The sequence below is a fragment of the Pseudomonas syringae group sp. J248-6 genome (assembly GCF_032586995.1).
GTDB classification, from domain to species: domain Bacteria; phylum Pseudomonadota; class Gammaproteobacteria; order Pseudomonadales; family Pseudomonadaceae; genus Aquipseudomonas; species Aquipseudomonas amygdali.
Map to the genome: position 1 here is coordinate 1 of NZ_JAWHOP010000030.1, position 20743 is coordinate 20743.

General features: G+C 56.7%; 32 protein-coding genes. 2 read left to right on the forward strand and 30 right to left on the reverse strand.

Annotated features, from left to right (window positions below; translation table 11 throughout):
* Positions 1-46: 46 nt before the first annotated feature.
* The 19 genes from RYC17_RS24615 to RYC17_RS24705 all read right to left on the reverse strand — a co-directional run bounded on the left by RYC17_RS24615 (position 47) and on the right by RYC17_RS24705 (position 10316).
* Positions 47-316, reverse strand: a complete 270-nt coding sequence (locus RYC17_RS24615; RefSeq protein ID WP_316904628.1) for a hypothetical protein — start codon at positions 314-316, stop codon at positions 47-49.
* A 12-nt stretch (positions 317-328) separates the two neighbouring features.
* Positions 329-511: a hypothetical protein gene (locus RYC17_RS24620; RefSeq protein WP_316904629.1), complete on the reverse strand. Its 183-nt coding sequence runs from the start codon at positions 509-511 to the stop codon at positions 329-331.
* 48 nt (positions 512-559) lie between these two features.
* Positions 560-1006 carry a hypothetical protein gene (locus RYC17_RS24625; protein ID WP_316904630.1) on the reverse strand — a complete coding sequence of 149 codons (447 nt, stop codon included), beginning with the start codon at positions 1004-1006 and terminating at the stop codon, positions 560-562.
* A gap of 349 nt (positions 1007-1355) precedes the next feature.
* Positions 1356-1667, reverse strand: coding sequence for a hypothetical protein (locus RYC17_RS24630; protein WP_316904631.1), 312 nt, complete (start codon positions 1665-1667; stop codon positions 1356-1358).
* 60 nt (positions 1668-1727) lie between these two features.
* Positions 1728-2060 (reverse strand): hypothetical protein, encoded by a 333-nt coding sequence (locus tag RYC17_RS24635; RefSeq protein WP_316904632.1) that lies wholly within the window; start codon positions 2058-2060, stop codon positions 1728-1730.
* Positions 2061-2191: 131 nt separating this feature from the next.
* Positions 2192-2434 (reverse strand): hypothetical protein, encoded by a 243-nt coding sequence (locus RYC17_RS24640; protein ID WP_316904633.1) that lies wholly within the window; start codon positions 2432-2434, stop codon positions 2192-2194.
* A 63-nt stretch (positions 2435-2497) separates the two neighbouring features.
* Complete coding sequence (locus RYC17_RS24645; RefSeq protein WP_316904634.1) at positions 2498-2818, reverse strand: hypothetical protein; 321 nt, start codon at positions 2816-2818, stop codon at positions 2498-2500.
* A 631-nt stretch (positions 2819-3449) separates the two neighbouring features.
* Positions 3450-3725, reverse strand: a complete 276-nt coding sequence (locus RYC17_RS24650; protein ID WP_316904635.1) for a hypothetical protein — start codon at positions 3723-3725, stop codon at positions 3450-3452.
* A 27-nt stretch (positions 3726-3752) separates the two neighbouring features.
* On the reverse strand, positions 3753-4073 hold the full coding sequence (locus tag RYC17_RS24655) for a hypothetical protein (RefSeq protein WP_316904636.1): 321 nt from the start codon (positions 4071-4073) through the stop codon (positions 3753-3755).
* Positions 4070-4390 carry a TrfB-related DNA-binding protein gene (locus RYC17_RS24660; RefSeq protein WP_316904637.1) on the reverse strand — a complete coding sequence of 107 codons (321 nt, stop codon included), beginning with the start codon at positions 4388-4390 and terminating at the stop codon, positions 4070-4072. The genes RYC17_RS24655 and RYC17_RS24660 overlap by 4 nt, the downstream gene beginning before the upstream one ends.
* Positions 4391-4855, reverse strand: a complete 465-nt coding sequence (locus RYC17_RS24665) for a hypothetical protein (RefSeq protein ID WP_316904638.1) — start codon at positions 4853-4855, stop codon at positions 4391-4393.
* 55 nt (positions 4856-4910) lie between these two features.
* Positions 4911-5756 carry a DUF932 domain-containing protein gene (locus tag RYC17_RS24670; protein ID WP_316904639.1) on the reverse strand — a complete coding sequence of 282 codons (846 nt, stop codon included), beginning with the start codon at positions 5754-5756 and terminating at the stop codon, positions 4911-4913.
* Positions 5757-6374: 618 nt separating this feature from the next.
* Positions 6375-6728, reverse strand: coding sequence for a hypothetical protein (locus RYC17_RS24675; protein ID WP_316904640.1), 354 nt, complete (start codon positions 6726-6728; stop codon positions 6375-6377).
* Entirely contained in the window at positions 6718-6960 is a 243-nt protein-coding gene (locus RYC17_RS24680; RefSeq protein ID WP_316904641.1) for a hypothetical protein, read from the reverse strand. The genes RYC17_RS24675 and RYC17_RS24680 overlap by 11 nt, the downstream gene beginning before the upstream one ends.
* Entirely contained in the window at positions 6948-7391 is a 444-nt protein-coding gene (locus tag RYC17_RS24685; RefSeq protein WP_316904642.1) for a hypothetical protein, read from the reverse strand. Before RYC17_RS24685 ends, RYC17_RS24680 begins: the two co-directional genes overlap by 13 nt.
* A gap of 3 nt (positions 7392-7394) precedes the next feature.
* Positions 7395-7643 (reverse strand): hypothetical protein, encoded by a 249-nt coding sequence (locus RYC17_RS24690; RefSeq protein ID WP_316904643.1) that lies wholly within the window; start codon positions 7641-7643, stop codon positions 7395-7397.
* Positions 7644-7730: 87 nt separating this feature from the next.
* The gene (locus tag RYC17_RS24695; RefSeq protein WP_316904644.1) at positions 7731-9401 is read right to left on the reverse strand and encodes a DNA cytosine methyltransferase; all 1671 of its coding nucleotides are present in this window, start codon (positions 9399-9401) and stop codon (positions 7731-7733) included.
* Positions 9402-9473: 72 nt separating this feature from the next.
* Positions 9474-9947 carry a hypothetical protein gene (locus RYC17_RS24700; RefSeq protein ID WP_316904645.1) on the reverse strand — a complete coding sequence of 158 codons (474 nt, stop codon included), beginning with the start codon at positions 9945-9947 and terminating at the stop codon, positions 9474-9476.
* Between the two features lie 45 nt (positions 9948-9992).
* Positions 9993-10316, reverse strand: a complete 324-nt coding sequence (locus RYC17_RS24705) for a hypothetical protein (RefSeq protein ID WP_316904646.1) — start codon at positions 10314-10316, stop codon at positions 9993-9995.
* Positions 10317-10544: 228 nt separating this feature from the next.
* On the opposite strand from RYC17_RS24705, the gene RYC17_RS24710 reads away from it, so the two are divergent.
* Together RYC17_RS24710 and RYC17_RS24715 are read left to right on the forward strand one after the other, a co-directional pair.
* On the forward strand, positions 10545-10970 hold the full coding sequence (locus tag RYC17_RS24710; protein WP_316904647.1) for a LexA family protein: 426 nt from the start codon (positions 10545-10547) through the stop codon (positions 10968-10970).
* On the forward strand, positions 10915-12243 hold the full coding sequence (locus RYC17_RS24715; protein WP_316904686.1) for a Y-family DNA polymerase: 1329 nt from the start codon (positions 10915-10917) through the stop codon (positions 12241-12243). The genes RYC17_RS24710 and RYC17_RS24715 overlap by 56 nt, the downstream gene beginning before the upstream one ends.
* A gap of 622 nt (positions 12244-12865) precedes the next feature.
* Here the strand turns inward: RYC17_RS24715 and RYC17_RS24720 are convergent.
* From RYC17_RS24720 to RYC17_RS24770, 11 genes are all read right to left on the reverse strand, one after another.
* Positions 12866-14137, reverse strand: coding sequence for a DUF1173 family protein (locus RYC17_RS24720; RefSeq protein ID WP_316904648.1), 1272 nt, complete (start codon positions 14135-14137; stop codon positions 12866-12868).
* A gap of 148 nt (positions 14138-14285) precedes the next feature.
* Positions 14286-14774, reverse strand: a complete 489-nt coding sequence (locus tag RYC17_RS24725; RefSeq protein WP_316904649.1) for a hypothetical protein — start codon at positions 14772-14774, stop codon at positions 14286-14288.
* Positions 14775-14785: 11 nt separating this feature from the next.
* Positions 14786-15346 (reverse strand): replication/maintenance protein RepL, encoded by a 561-nt coding sequence (locus tag RYC17_RS24730; protein ID WP_316904650.1) that lies wholly within the window; start codon positions 15344-15346, stop codon positions 14786-14788.
* A gap of 608 nt (positions 15347-15954) precedes the next feature.
* Positions 15955-16569 carry a recombinase family protein gene (locus tag RYC17_RS24735; RefSeq protein WP_316904651.1) on the reverse strand — a complete coding sequence of 205 codons (615 nt, stop codon included), beginning with the start codon at positions 16567-16569 and terminating at the stop codon, positions 15955-15957.
* Between the two features lie 155 nt (positions 16570-16724).
* The gene (locus RYC17_RS24740) at positions 16725-16901 is read right to left on the reverse strand and encodes a hypothetical protein (RefSeq protein WP_316904652.1); all 177 of its coding nucleotides are present in this window, start codon (positions 16899-16901) and stop codon (positions 16725-16727) included.
* A complete protein-coding gene (locus RYC17_RS24745; protein WP_316904653.1) occupies positions 16898-17707 on the reverse strand; it encodes a hypothetical protein in 810 nt (269 codons plus the stop codon). Before RYC17_RS24745 ends, RYC17_RS24740 begins: the two co-directional genes overlap by 4 nt.
* Before the next feature lie 79 nt (positions 17708-17786).
* A complete protein-coding gene (locus tag RYC17_RS24750; RefSeq protein ID WP_316904654.1) occupies positions 17787-18185 on the reverse strand; it encodes a hypothetical protein in 399 nt (132 codons plus the stop codon).
* Between the two features lie 11 nt (positions 18186-18196).
* Entirely contained in the window at positions 18197-18547 is a 351-nt protein-coding gene (locus tag RYC17_RS24755; RefSeq protein WP_316904655.1) for a hypothetical protein, read from the reverse strand.
* Positions 18544-18897 (reverse strand): TrfB-related DNA-binding protein, encoded by a 354-nt coding sequence (locus tag RYC17_RS24760; protein WP_316904656.1) that lies wholly within the window; start codon positions 18895-18897, stop codon positions 18544-18546. Before RYC17_RS24760 ends, RYC17_RS24755 begins: the two co-directional genes overlap by 4 nt.
* On the reverse strand, positions 18894-19883 hold the full coding sequence (locus RYC17_RS24765) for a ParB/RepB/Spo0J family partition protein (RefSeq protein ID WP_316904657.1): 990 nt from the start codon (positions 19881-19883) through the stop codon (positions 18894-18896). The genes RYC17_RS24760 and RYC17_RS24765 overlap by 4 nt, the downstream gene beginning before the upstream one ends.
* A gap of 11 nt (positions 19884-19894) precedes the next feature.
* A complete protein-coding gene (locus tag RYC17_RS24770; RefSeq protein ID WP_316904658.1) occupies positions 19895-20662 on the reverse strand; it encodes a ParA family protein in 768 nt (255 codons plus the stop codon).
* Between the last annotated feature and the right edge of the window lie 81 nt (positions 20663-20743).

Below are 20743 nucleotides of genomic sequence, written 5' to 3' on the forward strand. Positions count from 1 at the left end.
CCTCGGAACACATCAATCTTACCGGAGATTATCGTTGGCCAAAGCCTTAGCGTAGGATTTCGCCCTCTCCCGCAAACGACCCCAGCTTGAGCGCTTCGACCGGGGATAGGGTCGGCGGGGTGTCCATCAGTTCGCAGGGCTTAAAGTTTACGCCCGGCCCGTCGAAGTCGGCCTCGTCGTAGGCGTCATGATTCGCCCGTTTGAGCAAGTCGGCCAGCGACTGAGCGCGGCGGCGCTCGTCAGGTGTAATCCAGCCGCTGAGGGCAAAGCCGACGATTGCGCTGATATGGGCGTCGGACAAAATGCTGATAGCCATTGGTGATTTCTCCTAGCGATTGCACTGGTAGCAGGTGCAGCCCATGCCCTGCTGCTTGAGTTCTGCGCCGCGGGCGAAAGCCTCCCGGTAGCTTTCGAAGCTGACGCGATTCTCGGTGTAGATCCGCATCGCGGTTCGCTGGTCGTTGTGGTAGCCAGCAACCTTGATGTGTGCGAGTGCATCTTTGCGGGTCATGGGTAGAGTCTCCAGCGGATGGGAGCGGCAAGGCCGCTCCCGGTGGGATCAGCTCGCAGCGCGAGCCAGAAGCGCCGGAGCGGCTGCGCGAACGGTCGCTACAGCGTCGGCATGGGAAGTGGCGAAGTGACCGGCAAAGCGGAAATAGTGCTGCCCAAGGCGCACATAGATCCGGGTGATGTCGCCGTTCAGTCGTTCGCTCATGCGGAATGAAGCGGTATCACCATTGTGAACCCAGCCCATGGGAGGAAGGATGTTCAGCGCATCGTCATATGTTTCTGCGTCGATCAGCATCGGCGCTTCTCGGGTCAGCGCCTCGATCTGCTCGCGGCACTCGTCCTCTGTGACGATGGTCATGCCCGGATAGCGTGTAGTGAGGTCGTCGAGCGATTTTCCGCACTGGTCTACCCAGTCGCCAGTTGCGGACTTCTCCGCGTATGACCACGGCCAATGCTTGCCGGGTTGGTAGAAAACGTGTTCGGTGGTAGCGGTCATGATTAACCCTCTTTCGCAGATGCCCGGAGCGGTTGCCGCCGCTTGGTTCCGGGTGTCGAGGCGGAATTGCTTCGACGGGGTTAGTATCTCAACCCCCGCCGAAAATGTCAACCTTTTGTAAAATTTGATTTTACATATTTGCGCCTTTGGCGAATGCCGGCGCGGCGTGATTTATTGGGTTCGATCAGAGCGGATTACGCTTGAAATAACGAATTCCCAGGATGACTACAGCAATCGGGAACAGCACTAGGCCAATGTTTAACAGGGTGCCCATGTCGAAGTGCCCGACAGATTCGGTTCTCCATACTGCGGAATTTTCAAATCTACGCTTGCTGAAGCTCGATGAGGTTTACCAGTCGAGAACCTGCAAGCCGATCAGCACACTGCCAACTGTGGCAAGGATCGAAAACACTTTCCAGAACGGTAGATCTAACTCAAGCAGTCTGAGCGTGCCGTATACGAATGCAAATAACATCAACGAGAATGCGAGAGCATCTATCCAGCCGGGAAAGGGTCTGCCTAATACAGCAGTGAGTTTTGGCAGAACCAGAAGGAGGAATCCCGCACCTATTGAGGCCAGCCATTTCTGATGATTACGGGGGTTCTTGGGCTTCTCTGTGAAGCTTAGGCCATCCCCGCCATGATGTTTTCCGTCACTCATGGTTTCTCTCCTAGCAGCGATGCGGCTCGGTTATCCGGGGCCGCTTCGCGCTTTTAGTGGTTATGCTTGCTCGCGATGAATCTCGGCCATGCACTCGGCTTCGTCGATAGCTTCGTCGTCAATGCGGATCTCTCGCAGGATCAGCGCTTGTTGAAACTCGATGCGATGGTCACGGGGCAAGCTATCGAACTCCTGGCGCAGTGTGCGCAGCAAGCGAGCCTCGTACAACTCGTAATGACAACCGCTGCCCTTAACGCAGGAATCAATGTGATGGCTGATAACCGCCGCTGAGTCGAAATCGGAAACTGGTTTTTCAGCAGACGGACGACCGCTCCAGAAATTCAGAAAGTCAGCGCGGGTCAGGTTCGGTTGAAGCTGGGTGACTACGGACATCGTTGTAACTCCTTCGCAGAATCCCCGGAGCGGTTGCCGCCGCTTGAATCCGGGTGTCGAGGCGGGACTGCTTCGACGGGATTAGTATCTCAATTCCCGCCGAAACCGTCAACCTTTTGTAAAATCTAATTTTACTTATGTTTCTGCTTTCTGTCAGGTGGTGTCATCGAGGCCAGCACCGCTGCAACGATAAAAGCGCCGATGGCTGACCATTCACACAAGGCATTGAGCTCTGGAGACACCTGGCCCCCATTACCAAGAGCGTGCGGGATCACCAGCAAAGTTAGAGCGCAGATTAGTACGGCCAGCCATTCGTCATGGTGGGCGATGTAAGCGGTCAGCTTAGATTTAGCGGTGCGAGTTGTAGTAGTCATGCCGGTGGTTCCTTCGCAGAGCCCGGCGCGGTTGCCGCCGCGTATGCCGGGCTTAGATTTAGGTTAGTCGTGGATGCGGCAGGGATAGTCGCCAATGCCGGTGCACTGCGGGCAGTGCGCCATTTCAGCCTCAAGAGCGATCATATGGTCACGATCCTCCCAGCCTTCTTTCCACCACTCGGCCAAAAGGGTGCAGCTTGCCAACAATGGCGGGACATCTCCAAGAGGACGGCCCATTTCGCGGTAATCACCCCCGATCAAGTCTGCTGTCATGGCAATATCTTGATAGTGGATGTCCCGCGTTACCGCATCCATGCTGTCTGCATTTATCAAATACTGTTCGTACCGTGTCCGAACATCTAGGCAGTTACTCAGTAGATTCATGGTCTGGCCTCATTTTCGCAGAGTACCCGGAGCGGTTGCCGCCGCTCTGTTCCGGATGTCTTAGCTGTTGCTTCGACGGATTTAGTATCTCAAATTACGGCTATTTTGTAAACCTTTTGTAAAATCAAAGCCCTGTTTTTGCTTCTTTCTCGCACGCGAGAAAAAACCAGCGATCAGCTTGACGCCGCCGCTTTCGGGTGCTGCTTGGAGTGCTAAGGCAGGTGTGGGAATAAACGCTTTTCAGCGTCGCCGCTTGCGGCGGCTTCTTCTTCCCTACGCCCTGGAGCGCGCTTGCCCTGGTGGGTCTGCTCGTCGGCGGCGGCTGGGCGTGGTAGAGCCAGGGAGACACGCGGGCAGGTTATCGAGCAAGGGGTCTTCTGAGCGCAGCGTCCCTTGCTCGATGTTCTGACCGGGTGTATCACGTCCGGCTCCCACGGCCAGTTGCTGACGATGAGCCCGCGCAAATGTCGCGGAATGGCGGCAAGCGGAGCGCGCAGGCCGCTTGCGGCCGGAGGCGTGAGGATGGAAGCCCGAAGGGCCAAGACCCGGCGCGCTCTTGGCCGGGGCTTGGTTCACGACAGCCGACCCCGAAGGGGCACGCCCTAGGGCTGAGGCCGCAGACAACAAAAATTCACTTTCTGATAGGCAGGTTTTGAAAATTGGAGCGGCGCGCTCTATCCATTCGCGGCGAAACTATCCGCATAAAGTATTCAAGGCCGATAAAGCAGCTCCCAAGCAACGCGAAGAACGCGAATGATGCCCAGTCGATAAATGTTGTTTCATCCAGCATGAAAGGCCGAGAAAGCTGCCGTGCCAGGATGACCAGCATCAGCACGCAAACGGCGGTTCTTGTCCAGGGCCAGCGCGCAGTTATGCGATCAATCCGCTCCATGAATTTGTTCAGCATGTTCGCCTCGCTCAGTGATGAATAGATCTACCGCGAAGATTTCGCGGAGTTGTAGCCTAGCGCAAGGTCGTACATTGAAACCGTGACGAATCGAAGCGCCTGATTCATTTCCCGGGCCAGCTCGTCAGCATCAGGACAATCCGCATCCTTTGCAGCCAGGTGCAGGGCATGCGCTCGCGCAATGAGATACTGCACTTCACTGCTCAGGGCGATGATTTTACTCGGGTACAACTCTTTAACAGGTCCGGTGACAAATAGTGCCGGAAGCTGTTCGCTTTTCTGCTTGAGCCACTGGGTGAATACTTCGGACTGCGTTGCAACTGCTGAACCTCTGTCGGTGAAGGTCATGTTTTCTTGCTCGGCTTACTCGGCGGTTTGTTGTACGGCGCGGCCATTTCTTCAACCTGTGCGGCAAGCTCTGGCGGTAGCCAGACCATCACCGGCACCAGTTCCTGGGCGCCCTGGTCATTTAGAATTTTGGTTACACGCTTCACGGCGGCGTAAACAAGCTGCCGTGACTCGCCCTGCTCTTTCGCAACATCAGACGGGCGAAGCCCATCGACCAGAACAGAACGAGCCATTGAAACGGTTCCCATAGACAAATCCCGAAAAGCGCCGCTGAATTTGTCCCATTGTTCCGCTGTGTATTTGCTCGATCTCGACATCTAATTTCTCCGGCTATCAGGTAGCGGACACGGCCAGCCGTGGCGGTGTGCCGCTGGGGATTGTGAAAGCCGACTAACGATGACCTGGTGGGGTACGTTGGCCAGCCCGAGGAACGTCCAATAACGCCCGTTCCAGTGCGCGTAAATTCGGGTCACATTGCCGACTTCGCATTGCTCGATCTTGAATGTCTCGGCATGGGCGTCGGCGGCGAAGTCGGCCACCGGCAGGTGGCTAATGGCGTAATCATATCGCGCCGCGCTTATCTCGGCGGGGGCCGTGCCGTGTGCGGCCTCCTGGGCGATGAGAAAACTTTCCTCATCGCCCAGCACCGCGCCGGGGTGTCGGATCTGCATTTCTGGCAGCATCAGCCAGCGGCACCGGCTTACCCATACATTCGGGCCTATCTCTTGTGCATAGTCGATGATCGAGGTGTCACCGGGTACATAGAAAACTTTTGCGGTCATGACGGCTATCTCCCAAGACGACAAGAGCCGGGCGCGTTAGCGCCCGGCCTGGTGATTACGCGGCGTTGAGGTTGCCGGTGCGAAGCATCTCGGCCATTGCCCACATTGCGCGGTTGAGTTTCACGTCTTGGTCAATGCCATTGACCTGCCGGGTGGTGGTGCGGCGTCCCTGCTTGTTGCGACCGCGCAGACCGCCCTGAATGGTGTTTTCCTGTACGCGGTTGAAGGTTGTCCAAAGGTCATCGCTGCGGTCTTCGATGCGGCGCGGCATCAGCAACTGTTCAGCAGTGACAGGGGCCGGGCCGTCTTTCTCGTCGTAGCGGTAAGCCAGGGTTCCAGCAGCAAGGGCAAGCTGTTCATGACGCCCGAGGTGCATTTGCTTCATCACGTCGCGCTTTTCGTCGATGGCCTCGAACTGGCTCAGAACCTCATAGGCACCTTCGATCACTTCGCCTACAAGGTCAGCGCGGCCACTGTGGCGCACTTTCTGATCCATCATTTTGTCGCCCAGCACCAGACCGTTAGCGCAGACGAAACGGAAGCATCCAGCCATCATCTGGTACGAACTGGTGCCGTCGTGGCTGTTCAGCAGAATGATTTCATTCGCCTCTTTGCTCATGATCTGGTCAGCGTGGCGCAGGCGAATCATGTGCTTGGTGTGTTCGCGCTTGTCAGCGTTGCGAACGCGGGTCTGGCAAGCCATGAAAGGCAGGAAGCCTTCACCGCGCAGGCTTTCCAGCACTTCGCTGGTTGGGATGTAGAGATAACGATCGGATCGGCTATCGTGTGCCTCGGTCGCAAAGATCGACGGGGCCACCTTGAAAATTTGCTCATTGGTCAGCGGCTCATGGCTGCGGATCATTTGAGGATTGCCGAAACGGCTAGCAAGACGGTAAGACATAAAAGTAACTCCTTCGCAGATAGCCCGGAGCGGTTGCCGCCGCTTGATCCGGGTGCCGAGGCGTTATTGCTTCGACGTGGTTAGTATCTCAAAATTGCCCCCATACGTCAACCTTTTGTAAAATCTGATTTTACTATATGCTACTTATTTTCCTGTTCTCGCACGCGAGAAAATGCCCCGGATCGCTTGACGCCGCCGCTTTCGGGTGCTGCTTGGAGTGCTAAGGCAGGTGTGGGAATAAACGCTTTTCAGCGTCGCCGCTTGCGGCGGCTTCTTCTTCCCTACGCCCTGGAGCGCGCTTGCCCTGGTGGGTCTGCTCGTCGGCGGCGGCTGGGCGTGGTAGAGCCAGGGAGACACGCGGGCAGGTTATCGAGCAAGGGGTCTTCTGAGCGCAGCGTCCCTTGCTCGATGTTCTGACCGGGTGTATCACGTCCGGCTCCCACGGCCAGTTGCTGACGATGAGCCCGCGCAAATGTCGCGGAATGGCGGCAAGCGGAGCGCGCAGGCCGCTTGCGGCCGGAGGCGTGAGGATGGAAGCCCGAAGGGCCAAGACCCGGCGCGCTCTTGGCCGGGGCTTGGTTCACGACAGCCGACCCCGAAGGGGCACGCCCTGGGCAATCACCCCTCTCGACCCGATACAGCGGAGGTGTAGCCGGTCGAGATTTCGCGCTTACCGTCTCGATCTATGTCGAACTGGGCAGAACAGACGATCCCGTCGTTCGCTTCACTGACGTAAATCACCTGGTGAAGCTTCATAACATGGCCACCTTGGCTATTCGCGTTTCTCTCGGCCATTGCGGTGATCGATGCGAGACAAGAATCCCTGTTAGCAAGCGCTTGTGCAGATATCGGCTTTTCCGATTTGTAGTTCTGCAGGGCAACCCCGCACACAACCCCAATAGCTAAAGTGACAGCTACGCCGATGACTCCAAGCGTCATGCCTACATGTCGTTCCATTTTTTCATTCAGCATGAGTTGCACCTTCTACTGATTTACGGATTTTCTGCTCCGTTACTACCGATGTGCCCGGCGGAAAATCAACATCGATCCCGGTTTTTTGGTCGTTGCTGCGCGGTTGCTGGCTTTCCTGGTGAATCTTGTTTTCGCGTACGCGAGTTTGAATGCGGGCTTTTGAGAAATGCCACTCGGCCACCAACAAAGCAACGAACGAAACTGCAAGTATGACTTTCGTTAGGAAGCCCACAATGCAACCTCCTTTGTCACGTTGACGCGCGTGTGCAGCTCGTCGGTCAAAAGTTGGTATTGCGGCGGTGTTACCTGCCCGGTTTCGTAGAGCTTGCGCAGCTCACGAACGGCACGCCAATACCCTACGGGAGTCCCCTGCTGGTCTACATTGCTGGCCAGCGTGTTATGGGCGACCTCACGCAATGCACAACGTAATCCATGATGACTTTCACCAATTTGTTCCAAGCTGACCGCATGCGGAACTAAGTCAGTGAAGATTCTTGCCAGAACGGGGCGGTCAGCCGCCATCAAAGCTTTTATACCGTTTTCGATATCCGTTCGTACCTGTCCGGTTGCTAGATGCAGCGCGCCCTGAATCTGCTCCTCAGAGGCGGTTTCGAGCCAGATCAGCACGTTTAAAAAGTCGGATTGCTGCTCTCGATCAGACATTGCCTAAAACTCCATTTCATCAGGCGAGGTGGTCACTTCTGCCAACGACCGGCAGCGTTCGGCTTTGCGCAACAGCTTTGCCACGTCACCGGAGCGGAACCGACCGGTGCCCGTAGGCCATAGCTCAGCGGCGGCCTCATAAAATTCGGCGGCAGTGTTCCATGTTTGTGATTGCTCGGCCAGCCGTGCGGCGGTGGACAGTGCAAGGCTTGAACGCTCTGCTTTGCTAGGTGTGAGGTCACGGAAGTGCATGATGTATCTCCTTCGCAGATGCCCGGCACGGTTGCCGCCGCTCTTTCCGGGCTGAGTAACGGCGCACGACTGTGCGCCGGGTTTGATTCAGATTTGCCGCGTAGCTGTGGCCAGGCCAACAGCGATTGGTCGAACCCATACCGGCGTGTGACTGAGCAAGAAGGTTTCGCCCTGCTTGGCCATCAACAAGGTGCGGGCCATAACACCGGCGATGGCCTCGGCTGCATCAGGGGGAACGGCGTTACCGATACGCTCGCGCCATGCCTGATCGCTCAAGCCATCAAGTTCAAGCTGCTCTTCTGGATCGACCAGACTTTGCAGCGCGGCCATTTCGAATGTCGTGAATGGACGGTGCCATGTGCCGTCGAGGCTTTCGATCACGCACGTCAGCCGATCATTGGGCGCAGGCATGCGCGGATCTGCGACAGACCATCGCCCATTGTCTTGTCGTGCGCTTGCCGAAACGGCCCCGGCCTGCCCTGCCCAGTCAACAACCCCATAGTGCCCCCCAGTCAGGTAGGCATCGCCTTTGACCCGGCGCATGCCTGGGCGCGGATCTTGTAGCGCGAACGCGCCTTGTCCGGTTGTACTACCGGCGATCACCGTCCCGGCTGAGTTGTTCCAGGGCGTGACCTGGTACTTGCCGAACCCCTTACCGGCCCGGCGCGGATCAGCAACAGAGAAAGTGCCCTGCCCCGGCGACTTCACACCGATAATGGCACCACTGGATGATCCCCATTGGCGAACCCCGTACTGGTGGTATTGCGCCGCGCCTGCCGGTGCCCGTGGGTCAGCCACGGAAAACGCGCCATTGGTTGGGCCTGACTGCCCTGCAACGGTGCCCATCGAATCTGTCCAGTCATTCACGCCGAGATAGCCGGAATACGCCTCTGGCACGATTACGAAGTCTTTGAGGTAGCCATCTTCGACAGCCAGCCGCTCAAGGCTGCGCCAGTCTTTCCCGGCCTCGACAAGTGCGAGGCGAACCCATGTTTTCCATTGCAGCGACGGAACACGGTGCATTGGGCCAGCGCGCTCGATGTCGCCGGGGGTCGGCATGCGGCCCAGCAGCGAGCCGACTGATTGCAGAGTGCGTTTTTCTGGTTCGTACAGGAACGGCGGCACTTTTTCTTCGTGCCGGGCTACTAGCAAGAACCGCTTGCGACTCTGAGCCAATCCGCCTATCTCGCCGCAGTCGTGTGTCGTTTCGGCCACTGCATACCCGTAGAAACTCAGGATCTGATTGATCTGGTCGAGCAGGTGACGGCCACGGGTAGCCAATCGCGGAACATTCTCGAACACGATCAAGGGAACTGGGGAATGCTGCCAGGCTTCGCACATGAGCCAGACGCACCGCAGGGTCAGCTCATTGAGCGCTTGATACTTCGGGGTCAGGCTCATAGCTTCCGAGAGCAGGCCGCTCGCGCCTTTGCAGGGGCTGCTGATGAACACACAATCGGGATCTTGGTTGCCCGCGGCGCGGCGAATCTCTTCGGGGGTGGCTTCCCTCCAGCCTGCCGGTGGCTCAACGCCGTGAAAGCGCGTGTATTGGTCGCGGGTGAACAGGTCTATCTGTGTGCCTGGCACACCGGCCAGCTTTTGAAAATCACGCAGCCCTGCCCCGTCTACGTCGATCCCGCCGATGCACTGCCAATCCGCCTGCATGTGGCCAACAATCTCGCGGTTCTGGTTGAATCCCTTAGCGCCGCCGCCCAGGCCGCAGCAGAAATGAAAGTGTTTCAGCCGGTATTTGATCACGTCGTTGTTCCTTCGCAGAAGGCCCGGTGCGGTTGCCGCCGCAGTCTCCGGGCAAGTTAGCCAGATAAGCCGTCAACCTTCGGAGGGGGTGCAGCCCAGCTCGCGTGGCCCGGCCAGCCGGGGGACGTAGTAAGGTTTTGGCTTGGTTGACCAATCATTGGCTTTCGCGCATTCAGCCGCACCCTTTGCCGTCCGGGCGCGCACATACATCGTGCGAACCAGCTTCTGCTTTTTCCCGTTGCCGCGCACAAGGTCAACGGCGTAGGTCTTCCATTCTTTGTCTTTCCAAAAAGCGTGCGCGTCAGCTTCATCTCCGAACAACATGCGCGCTTGCTTCGGTGCTTGAGTCTTGGCCGGTTGCTCAGCTTTTTCCTGGGCGGCTTCAATGACCCTGGCTGCGGTCAGCTCCGCGTCCATGCCCTTGACCCAATATTGCTGCATGTAGAAAGGCTGCGCCTCGACCACGCCCGACGCATCGGAGTGACTGATGGCCATAGCGTTGGCCACCGCTTCGACCACTGAGGATTCCCACTCAAAATACTTCATGCCTTTTCTCCTTGAGGCCCCCGGCGAACCGGGGGAAAGGGTGGGTTAGGCGACAGCGGCAAGCTCGTCGGCAAGGTTGGTGGCACCGTCGAGAAGCGATTGAAGCGCGGGAGAGCTATCGGCCACGACTTCGGAACCGTCGCCGTTTCCATAGACCAGCTTGACCCAGCCATGAAAGCCGGTATGTGGATGTTTGAATGACAGTACGTCATGCCCGGAGGTGAACATGACGCCAAGAATCTCGTCTTGGTCGGTTGATTCGCGCAGCACCCAGTCATGGCCATCTTTGACGCTAACGACGTAACCGGCAGCGAATGCGTCTGCCAGGATCAGGGTGATGATTTGCAGCTCGATGTCGCGGGTATCCATTTCAAAACTCCTTCGCAGAGAGCCCGGAGCGGTTGCCGCCGCTTGAATCCGGGTGCCGAGGCGGTGTTGCTTCGACGAACTTAGTGTCTCAAAGCGTCAGGCAATCGTCAACCTTTAGTAAAATCTAATTTTACTTTTGCTTTACCATCTGTCGGATTGAGCGTCTATGTTTCTCGCGTGCGAGAACGCCTTGCGATACTGTATAGATAAACAGTTTCTTGGTGCCCTATGAACGTAAGGTCGATAACCCCACTGCTTGACTCTGCCCAGCTCGTGCCGCTGATGTCAGGCCGTGCCAGCGGTGGTTTCGCAAGTCCTGCTGCTGACTACTACGAGCCGCCGATTTCTCTGGATGATTTGCTGAACATCCGAGCTGCCCACGTTTGGATCGTCCAGCTCGAAGGGGTGAGCATGCGGGGAGCTGGGCTGCATCACGGGAGCCGTCTGGTTGTTGATCGCTCGATCACTCCCGCGTCGGGCCTGATCGTGCTGGCTTACGTGGACAATCAACCGCTTGTGAAGCGATTGGAAAAATCTGCGGGGGGCTGGGTGCTTGTGTCTGAGCATCCTGACTACAAGCCAATCACTCCCGGCGAATATGAATCTATCGAGGTATTCGGCGTTGTCACCTGGTGCCTCTTTTCTACCTTGTAAGGGGCTGCGGCCTGTCTTCGCACTGATCGACGTGAACAGCTTCTATTGTTCCTGCGAGCGCATTTTTCGGCCTGAGCTGCGCAATCGTCCCGTTGTCGTTTTGAGTAATAGCGATGGTGCGATTGTGGCCCGCACGGCTGAAGCTAAAGCGCTGGGTCTGAAAATGGGCGAGCCCTATTTCAAGGTTCGCCGCTTCCTTGAGCAACACAACGTCGCGGTGTTCAGCAGCAATTACACGCTCTATGGCGAATTGAGCCATAGGGTCACTATGGCCATTGCATCGCTGACCGACTCCATCGAGGTCTACAGCGTGGACGAAAGTTTCGCCAAGCTCGATGGCTTCCCTGAGCCGCTGATTGACCTGGGCAGGGCCATTCAAGCGCGGGTGCTGCAATGGACTGCCCTGCCGGTGGGGGTTGGCATCGGCCACACAAAGACCCTTGCGAAAGCTGCGCAGCATGCGTCGAAAGTCTGGCGAGAGAAAACGGGTGGGGTTGTCGATCTGCGAGAGCCGCATGCTGTCGAGTGGCTTTTGCGGCGGATGCCGGTAGAAGACGTGTGGGGTATAGGTCGCCGGATGAAAGAGAACCTGGCCGTTGACGGAATCGTCACTGCCTGGGATCTGTCACGCGCTGATGCCCGTGCAATGGGCCGTAAATACTCAGTCGTGCTTGAGCGAACCATTCGAGAGCTGAACGGGGAATCGTGCCTGGATCTGGAACAGGCGGCGTCGGCCAAACAGTCCATATGCACAAGCAAGATGTTCGGCAAGCGCGTGCAGGATCTGGAAGGGCTGCGCCAGGCCGTGGCGACCTACATGCACCGCGCCTCGGAAAAGCTGCGGTCGCAAGGTTCGCTGTGCGGGAGCTTCCGGGTGGGCATACAGACTTCGTTTCACGGCGATGGGCCGAAGTACGCGCAGGCTGTCACTTGCACACCGGAATATCCAACTGACGATGTGCGGTTGTTGACGAAACACGCGCTGCGCGGACTTGAGTCGATCTTTCGGCCCGGTTTTGCATATAGCAAGGCTGAAATTCTGCTGATGGATCTGCGCAAACGTGGCGAGTTCAGCGGCGATCTGTTCACCGAGAATCAACCGGAAAAGACAGATGCGGTCATGGCCCTGATGGACAAGATCAACCGGCGCTGGGGTCGTGAGTGCTTGCGCACGGCTGCGGTGCCGATGTCTCCAGACTGGGGCATGAGGCGGGAATTTCTAAGCCCTAGTTACATGACCGATTGGAACCAACTCTGGAAGGTGAAAACCTAGACGCGCCGCCGCTCTCGGGTGCTGCTTGGAGTGCTAAGGCAGGTGTGGGAATAAACGCTTTTCAGCGTCGCCGCTTGCGGCGGCTTCTTCTTCCCCTCGCCCTGGAGCGCGCTTGCCCTGGTGGGTCTGCTCGTCGGCGGCGGCTGGGCGTGGTAGAGCCAGGGAGACACACGGGCAGGTTATCGAGCAAGGGGTCTTCTGAGCGCAGCGTCCCTTGCTCGATGTTCTGACCGGGGGTATACCGTCCGGCTCCCACGTCCAGTTGCTGACGATGAGCCCGCGCAAATGTTGCGGAATGGCGGCAAGCGGAGCGCGCAGGCCAAGGGCCGGAGGCTCTGTGAACTGCCGATCCAAGGGGCGCAGCCCTTTGGCCGTCGGAGACGCTTCGTGCTGGCCTGGTCTGCGCACACAAAAATCATCCAGTGAGCGAGGCCCGCAAGAGGCCAGGAGCGAACGGTGCGGCTGTCCACGGGCCAGGTGCGCTTTATACCTGGGCGGTGGACAGGGGATTGCCCGTTCTCGCACGCGAGAATCCCCCCCCCAGCTTGATTACCCTGCGGCGGGAAGTGGGGGGAATCAAGGGTTTCCCGTGTGCCGTACGACACATTTTAAAGCGGTACGATCACTGCTTTGCGGCTGGAAAGTCAGGGATGGCCAAGCCTTTGGTGTCATCGGCAGCGTTCCATGACCAACAGCCAGGAGCCCCATACTCGGCGGCATAATGCTCTGTTTTGACAGCCTTTCGCTTGAGGTATTTGTCATCGCTTCGCCCATAAACCTCCATTGGGTATTCCCTGTTGCTGGGCAAGTCCAGCAACCAAAAATCGGGGAATACGGCGTCGGCCTCTGCATCGTATCTGAGCGGTTTATAGAACCGCCTACCTTCCGTGCGTAGCTTCGCCTCAATGACGGATTCATAGGAGGAATCGACCGGAACCCATTCATCACTCACAACCATCAAGGCGATATTGAGTGCTTGCGCGGCTTCGGAGCTGGTAGGTGTGTCCGTCTGCACAATGGCAATGACGCGCTTGCCTTGGCTCCATGCAGAAAGCTCGCGCTTGAAACGGCGGCATACAGATGCCCAGGTTTCGGCGTCATATGACAGCTTGGGAACGCCATGAAACCCCTTGATAGCGATAAAGCCTGGCGTACCTTCTGCGCGCTCCAGGGAATATGCAGCTAACGGCGCGATGACCAGCAAGCGGCGATTGTTGCGGATCGCACTCGCAACCTTCCCGGCGTTCGCTTTCTCCTGCGTCCCGCCTGATACAACGGTGGCAACCACAAGCGAATCATCAAGGCGCAGCCTGTGAGTGGTGATTCGGTTCGCCGCCAGGGCAAGCCTGCGGTGTATGAGTGATGTATCCCGCTTTCCGGCCATGCCCGGCGACCAGACATTCAGCTCTGCCTCCGTCCACAACAGATGCAGCAGGCCAAGCAGTGTCATAGCTGGTTTTGTTGCTCGGGCATTTTGGGTGCCAGTGCGTTCTGCTCGCGGCTCGCCGGCGTCGGCAGGATCTTGCTTGCGCAGTGACAGCGTGAGCTTGATTCTTAGGTCGCCGTCGCTGGTTTCCTCGATCACGCCTTTGCTGTAGCCACTTAGGCCTGACTTGTCAGGATCTGGTGTGTAGTAACCGCAATCTAGTGCGTGTTCCTGGCCGGTGTGAGCGTACCTGGCAAGGTGATAGCTATCACTGCCAGACATATAGCGTACAGAAAATCGGCGCGGCCCAGTCCCAGCACAACAGCAGGACACATGCAGCTTGTTTTGGTGAGCGCTGCGCAAGGCGCTCTGCCATTGCGCAGCGAATTTGCTATCTGTTTGGAAGCTGACTGTGTAAACCTGCGGGCCGGTGGTTTTCACAATCTCTATTGGGTGTCGGTCGGTCATTGCCCCCCCATTAAGCGCACCTGGGCGCGCTATCGAGTGAATTGCTGTCACGGGGGGATCTGGTACAATGCCACTGTTCTCTTTCGCAGAGAGCCCGAAACCCGTTAGCCTTGCCGGGCGCGGGTTTCACCCCTCCCCCCCTATGTGACTACTTACTGCGCCGCCAGTCGGGGCCAAGCTCGCAGCATTCCAACGCCTGATCGAGCGTGGCGAAGCAACCCCAGTTCGTAGGGCGATCCCATGCACCGCCGTCCAGGCAGCTCACAAAATATTGGATGCCTTCGGGGTATTTCTCGTAAAAGCTCGCCTTCCTTTCGGCCAGTTTGGCTTCAAGTTCAGAATCACTAATTACAAATTCGTTTTTCTCTGCTCGATGGCGATCTTGCGTGTTGCGGTCGTGCTGTTCACGCTGCGCCCAGCTCATGCTCTCGATGTAGGGCAGTCCCTCCCAATCCTCAATCTCCTGCGGTTCGCGATACTCGTTGGCGGTGTTGCCAAAGTCTGCGCGGAGTATCGGATTAAATGGATACCCATTGCCGACCGATTCCTGATTCTGCGGTCGGTGTTTTTCGAGGTATACGTCTACCGCGTATGGTTCACCGTCAAGGCCCGGAATCATGCGAGTTCTCGCGTGCATGTAGATGCTCCTTAACCTTGTTCGCTATGCGGAATGGATGGAAGCGGCGGCAGCAGCTCGTCCATCACTTCCTGTTTTGGCGGCGGAAGGCCATCGCCGTGGGGTAACTGAATGTCGCCAGGATCTGCCGAGGGGATGCCGCGCAGCTCCCCAGTGCCAAGATCGAGCTGATCGGCAGAGGAAACGAGGACGCGGGCATTGAAGCGAGCGTATTGGATGTTCTCGCGCTTATCGGCCCATGCAATCCGGCTGTTCACGATATACGCGAGCGCACCGCCACGGTCGCCGCCAAGCTGGATGGTCTGAATCCACGCCTGAGAGGTGAGCACCCGCAAAGCACGTTTAGTCGTGGTGGTTGATACGCCTGACAGCTTGGCCAGCGTTGCGTGGCTGGCAATCAAGGCGTTGCTTTTGTCCATATTGGCGATCAGGACGTGCAGCAACTGGGCTGCGCGAGGCGCTTCTGCGATCAAGATGGCCAACGCTTCGTGTGCAGCTCGCTCGGTTTGAACCCATGTACCGCGTGGGTTCGGTTGGTGAAGATTGCGCACCTCTTTGTCTTCGTCTTTCATCCGGCTCCACTACCTCAAGGTTGGAGGGGTAGGCCACACCGTGACCTAGGGGTAGGTCATCCGTGCTCGATAATGAGCAAGAATGCTTGATAAGCAACACTATAGTAAAAGGCGTGCGGCTTGTCAGCTACAGCCTGCACGATAACGAGCAAATTTGATCTAGGGGGAGGTCGCACTGTGACCTAGGGGTAGGTCACGCTTGCTCGATAACGAGCAAATATTGCTGGCAAAGTGACTACTATTGGCCTAGGGGTAGGCCATGCTGTGACCTAGGGGTAGATCATCCTTGCACGTTATCGAGCAAGTTTTGCTGGTCAGTAGGCACCGTTGACCTAGGGGTAGGTCAACAGGGGGGGTAGGTCACATGATGACCTAGGGTAGTCCACCAACTGCGCTCTACCCTGGAGCATCAACCGTGCCCTAACCCTATGCCACATCATGACCTACCTGCACCGCTGTAGCCCCCGTAAATCAAGGGGTTTGAAGTCATGCTTCTTATGATCTCAACCGTCCGATCCTCTGACTTTGACCTTGAGGCCGTCAAAGTCGCCTCCCGGCGGGGGCTACCCGTAAATGACGCGCTGCTCCGGCTGCGCCTACGCATCACCTCATTTCCGGCCAGCTCGATTTAAAAGCTTGTAGATGGTGGTGCGGCTGACGCTGTACCGACGCGCAACATCGGTAACAGTTATATCAGGGTCTGCAAGAAGGGCTGTGATTTCCCGACCTTCCTTGTCACCAAGTTTTGCTTTCCGGCCACCGACACGGCCACGGGCGCGAGCTGCTGCCAGGCCCGCAACTGTTCGCTCGATGAGCCGGTCACGTTCATAAGCTGCAAGCGAAGCGCAAAAACCGAAGATCATCCGGCCCTGGGCTGTTGCTGTGTCGTAGCGTTCAGTAATTACCTCGAAGCTCACGCCAGTGGCTTCAAACAGGTTCACCAACTCGAACAACTCTTGCAGGTTCCGACCAAGACGGGATAGCTGCCAGACCACAACAGTATCGCCACGGCGTAGCGCGTTGACCATCTTGTCTTGTTCGGGCCTTGGGTCTTTACCTTTAGCCCCCGTGATTTTTTCGTGGTAGATCCTGGTGCAGCCAGCCGCTTTCAGAGCGTCAATCTGTAGATCAAGGTTTTGGTCTTGCTTGCTGACTCGGGCATACCCGATTCGCATACCACCTGCAATGAGGTCTGGTGTAGATGAATCTGAGCGGTCGCGCATGGACGGTCACCCTCTCACTGTTAACATAGCTTTTCAGTACCCGTTATCTGGACATAGATAAGTTTACGGCAATGTGAACACTCAGGCGCCAAAAAAACCCAGCAAACTGAGCTGGGTTTTCTGGTGTTCAGTAAACGGTCGTTTGTTGAACACACCTAAACGGGGGCATTGGGATCGGGTTGGGCCAGCTCGATCTGCTCGATGCTGCCGATCCAAAACTCACCAAACTCATCCAGCACCTTCACGCGGTCGCCCTGGTCTACGCGCTGAACGATAATGCCGGTGCCGTACGAGCATTCGCCGGTCTGGAAATTCACCTTTTCAAACATCATGCGCACCTGAGTGTTTCGGATAGTTTTTCGAGTGCTGACAGCATGGGGTCTTTGTATTCCGGCCACTGATCCGTCAGATATGCCCACCCGCTCATCGGTTCTGCGCCGTCTTGAAACGTGTACTCGATAACTGGCCCGGTTGTAATCCGATGATGGTGGTACCAAGCCCATAGGAATAGCCAGATGATGGGCCTGGTCGGCAGGTCAACTACGACTGCATAGGCAGGGCAGGGATCTGTTTCGAAGGTGTACTCAGGTCTAGTGCAATGCCAACTCCGTAGGTTCGCGGACGATTCCCCAAGTGCGTGAAGCTGTTCAACAAGCGATAGAACCTCTGCGCCAGATGGCCCAGTTTGGCCGAGCTTCACAATGATTCGCTTGCGGACTGGTGAGCTGTTGTCGAGCTTGCCTGCTATGGCGTCGTCTACAGCGGTCAATGCGATGCGCTCTTGCTCTTGCCGAAGCACGTAGACCCTTTCGCGCTCGATCTTGTCAGCAATGCGCTGTCTCTCCTCGGCTTCTTGCTCTGCCTCGCTCAACGGCCAGGCCAAAAAGGGCAGGTTATCTACCTCGTCTTGAGTGAACGTGCATCCCATGTCGAGCAGCAGGTCACGGGCCTGTTCGATTTGATCCTGCGCGTAATCAACCATGACAGGCGTTATGCCTCCCAAGCCGTCTACATGATGTGTCGCTCTCGCCACGTTGTTACTGATGACTTTGCGCAGCTCTAAAGCGGTAAGCTCCAACAGATCATCATCGGGGAACTCATAGCTGTCAGGTTTATAAAATCGGATGGGTTGATTCATGGGTGTCCTCCAGCAGCATAGGTCTACGCAGCAGCGTGGACTTTTGAGGCGGTCGGTTTCTCGCATGCGAGAATGAATTTCACTTCATCAGTTTGAGCTGTTCGATGTCCTCTACATTCCAGTCAACGGCCAGACGTTCAAACACTTCACTGCCGTTGACGACGTACTCATGCACGTCTTTCTCTGGCTGGAAGTCCATGCGCAGCACGGTCAGGCAGTCGTCGAACAGTTGTCGGTCAATGCAGCGGAAGTCTGTGAGGTCGAAAGGGAAGCGTGACCCGTTGTAGCAGCCCAGTAGGAACCGAGCGATGTACCGACTTTGACCGGAATGGCCCTGTGCAACTTTGACCAGTCGTTCAAGTGCAGCTTTGCCTTGGTAGCGGATCGTTGGCATCAGTTCTTGATATTCCTGCTCGGCCTGGATCTGCTTGAGGGCTTCGCTTGCGATAACCTTGCGTGCTTCGCTTCTGTCGTCCATCGCATAGCTCCTTAACGATCAGGTTTCAGCGTGAAGCGGTAAGTGTTTTTGTCGCTCCTGAACACCACGCTAGCGATTTGCGGGGATGCGATCTTGGGTGAAAAGGCAACCCGCGTCGTACCTGACGGGTTACTGGCGTCCCAGCTCTGTATGTCGGAAACAACTAGATCAACACCCACCTCGCCATCCGGCAGGCAAAAGTCCGCTTTAGCCAATTGAGATGGGGTGTAGCCTGGCATCGAATTGGTGGATACCGGCAGGCAACCTCGATCAGCCGATGGTGTAGGCCGGTCGTTCGTCTCTGAGTCGTTGCAGCCTGAAAGTGCAAGCAGTGCGGCGATTATGGACAGGCGAATTTTCATTTTGGCTCCTTCGTATCCTGGGCGCGGTCTTGCCAGTATTTCAGCCGTTCAGTGTCGGCCTCTCGGACAAACCGCTCGATCATGGGCTTGGGTGCGCAGATATGGGCGTATGCCCAGCCTTCGGGTGCTTGCATCAAGTAGGCTGAGTAAACCTTGTCGCGGATGGCCAAAGCCCGTTGCTTGGTCAGCCCATGCGCTGTAGCAACAGCGCTTAGTTTCTTCCCTTCAACCAGAATCTCGAATGCTACTTGGTACGACTTTTCAAGCATTCGAGATTCGGGCGAGCTGCGTATCCGCTCGAACGCATCGAGCGGTACGCGCAGGTCTTGTTCGGCTAATTTACCTGTCATGCGTCAGGCTTCCAGTTCGTGTTCAGCTTCTCCCGTGCTTCGTGCAACTCGCTCTGGAGATAGGTGCGTTCTTTCTCAAGCGTGGCGATCTGCGCTGCCTGTACAGAAATTTGTTCCTGTAACTGCGCGATGATGATTGCAGAATCTGGATCTACGCTGGTTGGGGCTTCCGGTTTAGCAGGACTTGGATTTTTCTTCCCGCCTATACGGATTGCCTTTGGCCCCGTCTTCTTGGCCCGCTGTAGCTCCCCACGCACCTCAGTGCGGATGTTCAGTTCGGGTTCAGCCTCGGCTCGCTGTAGCAACTCGGCGGCAGCTTGTGGGTCTACCTTTTCAAGCCTGTTTAAGTCGTTGACCACGGATACGTCAGCGGTAATGCCTGATTCGACGGCAGCGCGGCCAACGCCGTCAGCTTCCATGATTTCAAGGTACTTCAAGCGTTCGGCAACCCAGTTCAAGCCTTTCTTCCACTCGTCGGCCACTGCCTGGAGCGTACCCAGCTCTAGCTTGTCAGCTTGAAGCGCGAGCGCAATTTCAAGCATCGTCAAACCTTCACGCTGCACGTTCTCCGAGCGCTGAATCCGCTTCACTTGAGCATCGGTTAGGTCGCGCACTACAACATCTAGCAGCAAGCCTTTCAGGGCGCATGAGCGAAGGCGTCGTTCACCCGCAACCATTTCATAATCGAAGCCGCTGGCAGGGTTCGGATGGGGCCGCACGATAGCGGGTTCACCCTGACCGTTCTGCTCTATGTCAGAACCCAGCTCATTCAATGATTCTTCCGTAAAGCCGGGGTTGTCTTTTGAACGGATCTGGCTCTTACACTCCACTTGGCCGGGGCTGACCTTGCGAATCAATTCCCCTTCCAGCACTACAGGTTTTTTGCGTTGCAGGTCTGAAAGCTTGGTAACTCCAGCTCCAGCCGTAGATTTCGTGATGCCCGCAGCGAATGCGTTTGCTTTGGCAGGCTTATCTTTAGTCGTCATTAGTCGAGTCCTCAGTCTGCCCACACTTGGGAAAGAATTGCTTCGCAAGCGAGCTTCATTTCTCGCCCGGCTACTCGCTGACTACTGCCATTGGCTTTTACCCACACCGGGTTACCAGATGCTTGCGACTTGTTGATGCACGGGCGGTAAATGATTTGTTCTGCGAACATCATTTCGCCATAAGCTTCGCGGAGCCCGGGCAGGATTTCGATTTCGTCCGGTGATCTGCTATTGACCAGATTGGGCATGAACCCCAAGAAGCGGAGGGCAGGGTTAAATTCTTCCTGCACCGTTTGAATCGTCCGCAGTAGCTTAGGCATACGCGAGATAGTGAAAGGGCTGATATTGAACGGCGCGACAACCGAATCTGACGCGACCAGGGCGGCTACCATCCTGCGCTGCAAGTTTGGCGGTGTGTCGATCATGCAGAGGTCGAAGTCGTCAGCGAAACGCTCAAGGCCTGCTTTCAGGTTAAGCACTACAGATAGATCCATGTCGTCAACGTCGAGCAACGGCACGTCGGCTTCAATCAACCAGATGTTCGGTGCGACTTGGCGCGGCTGGCGGCCTTCGTGTTCGTCGCTGAATAGCTGGCTCGACATCAGGTATTCAGTTGTATCGCCCTCATCCGCAGCGCCGTAGAAAAGCGACAAGTCACCCTCATCAAGATCCACAACAAGGACACGCTTGCCGCTGTTAGCCGCATAGCTGGCCAGATGAATTTCAAGAGTGGTCTTTCCTACTCCGCCTTTCTGATTCGCTACGGTGGTGATTTTCATGGTCGTCTCCGGCATGGCCGATCAGTGAACGTGAATCCATAGTGCCGACAGTAAACCCCTATGTCAACACCAAAAAGGGTT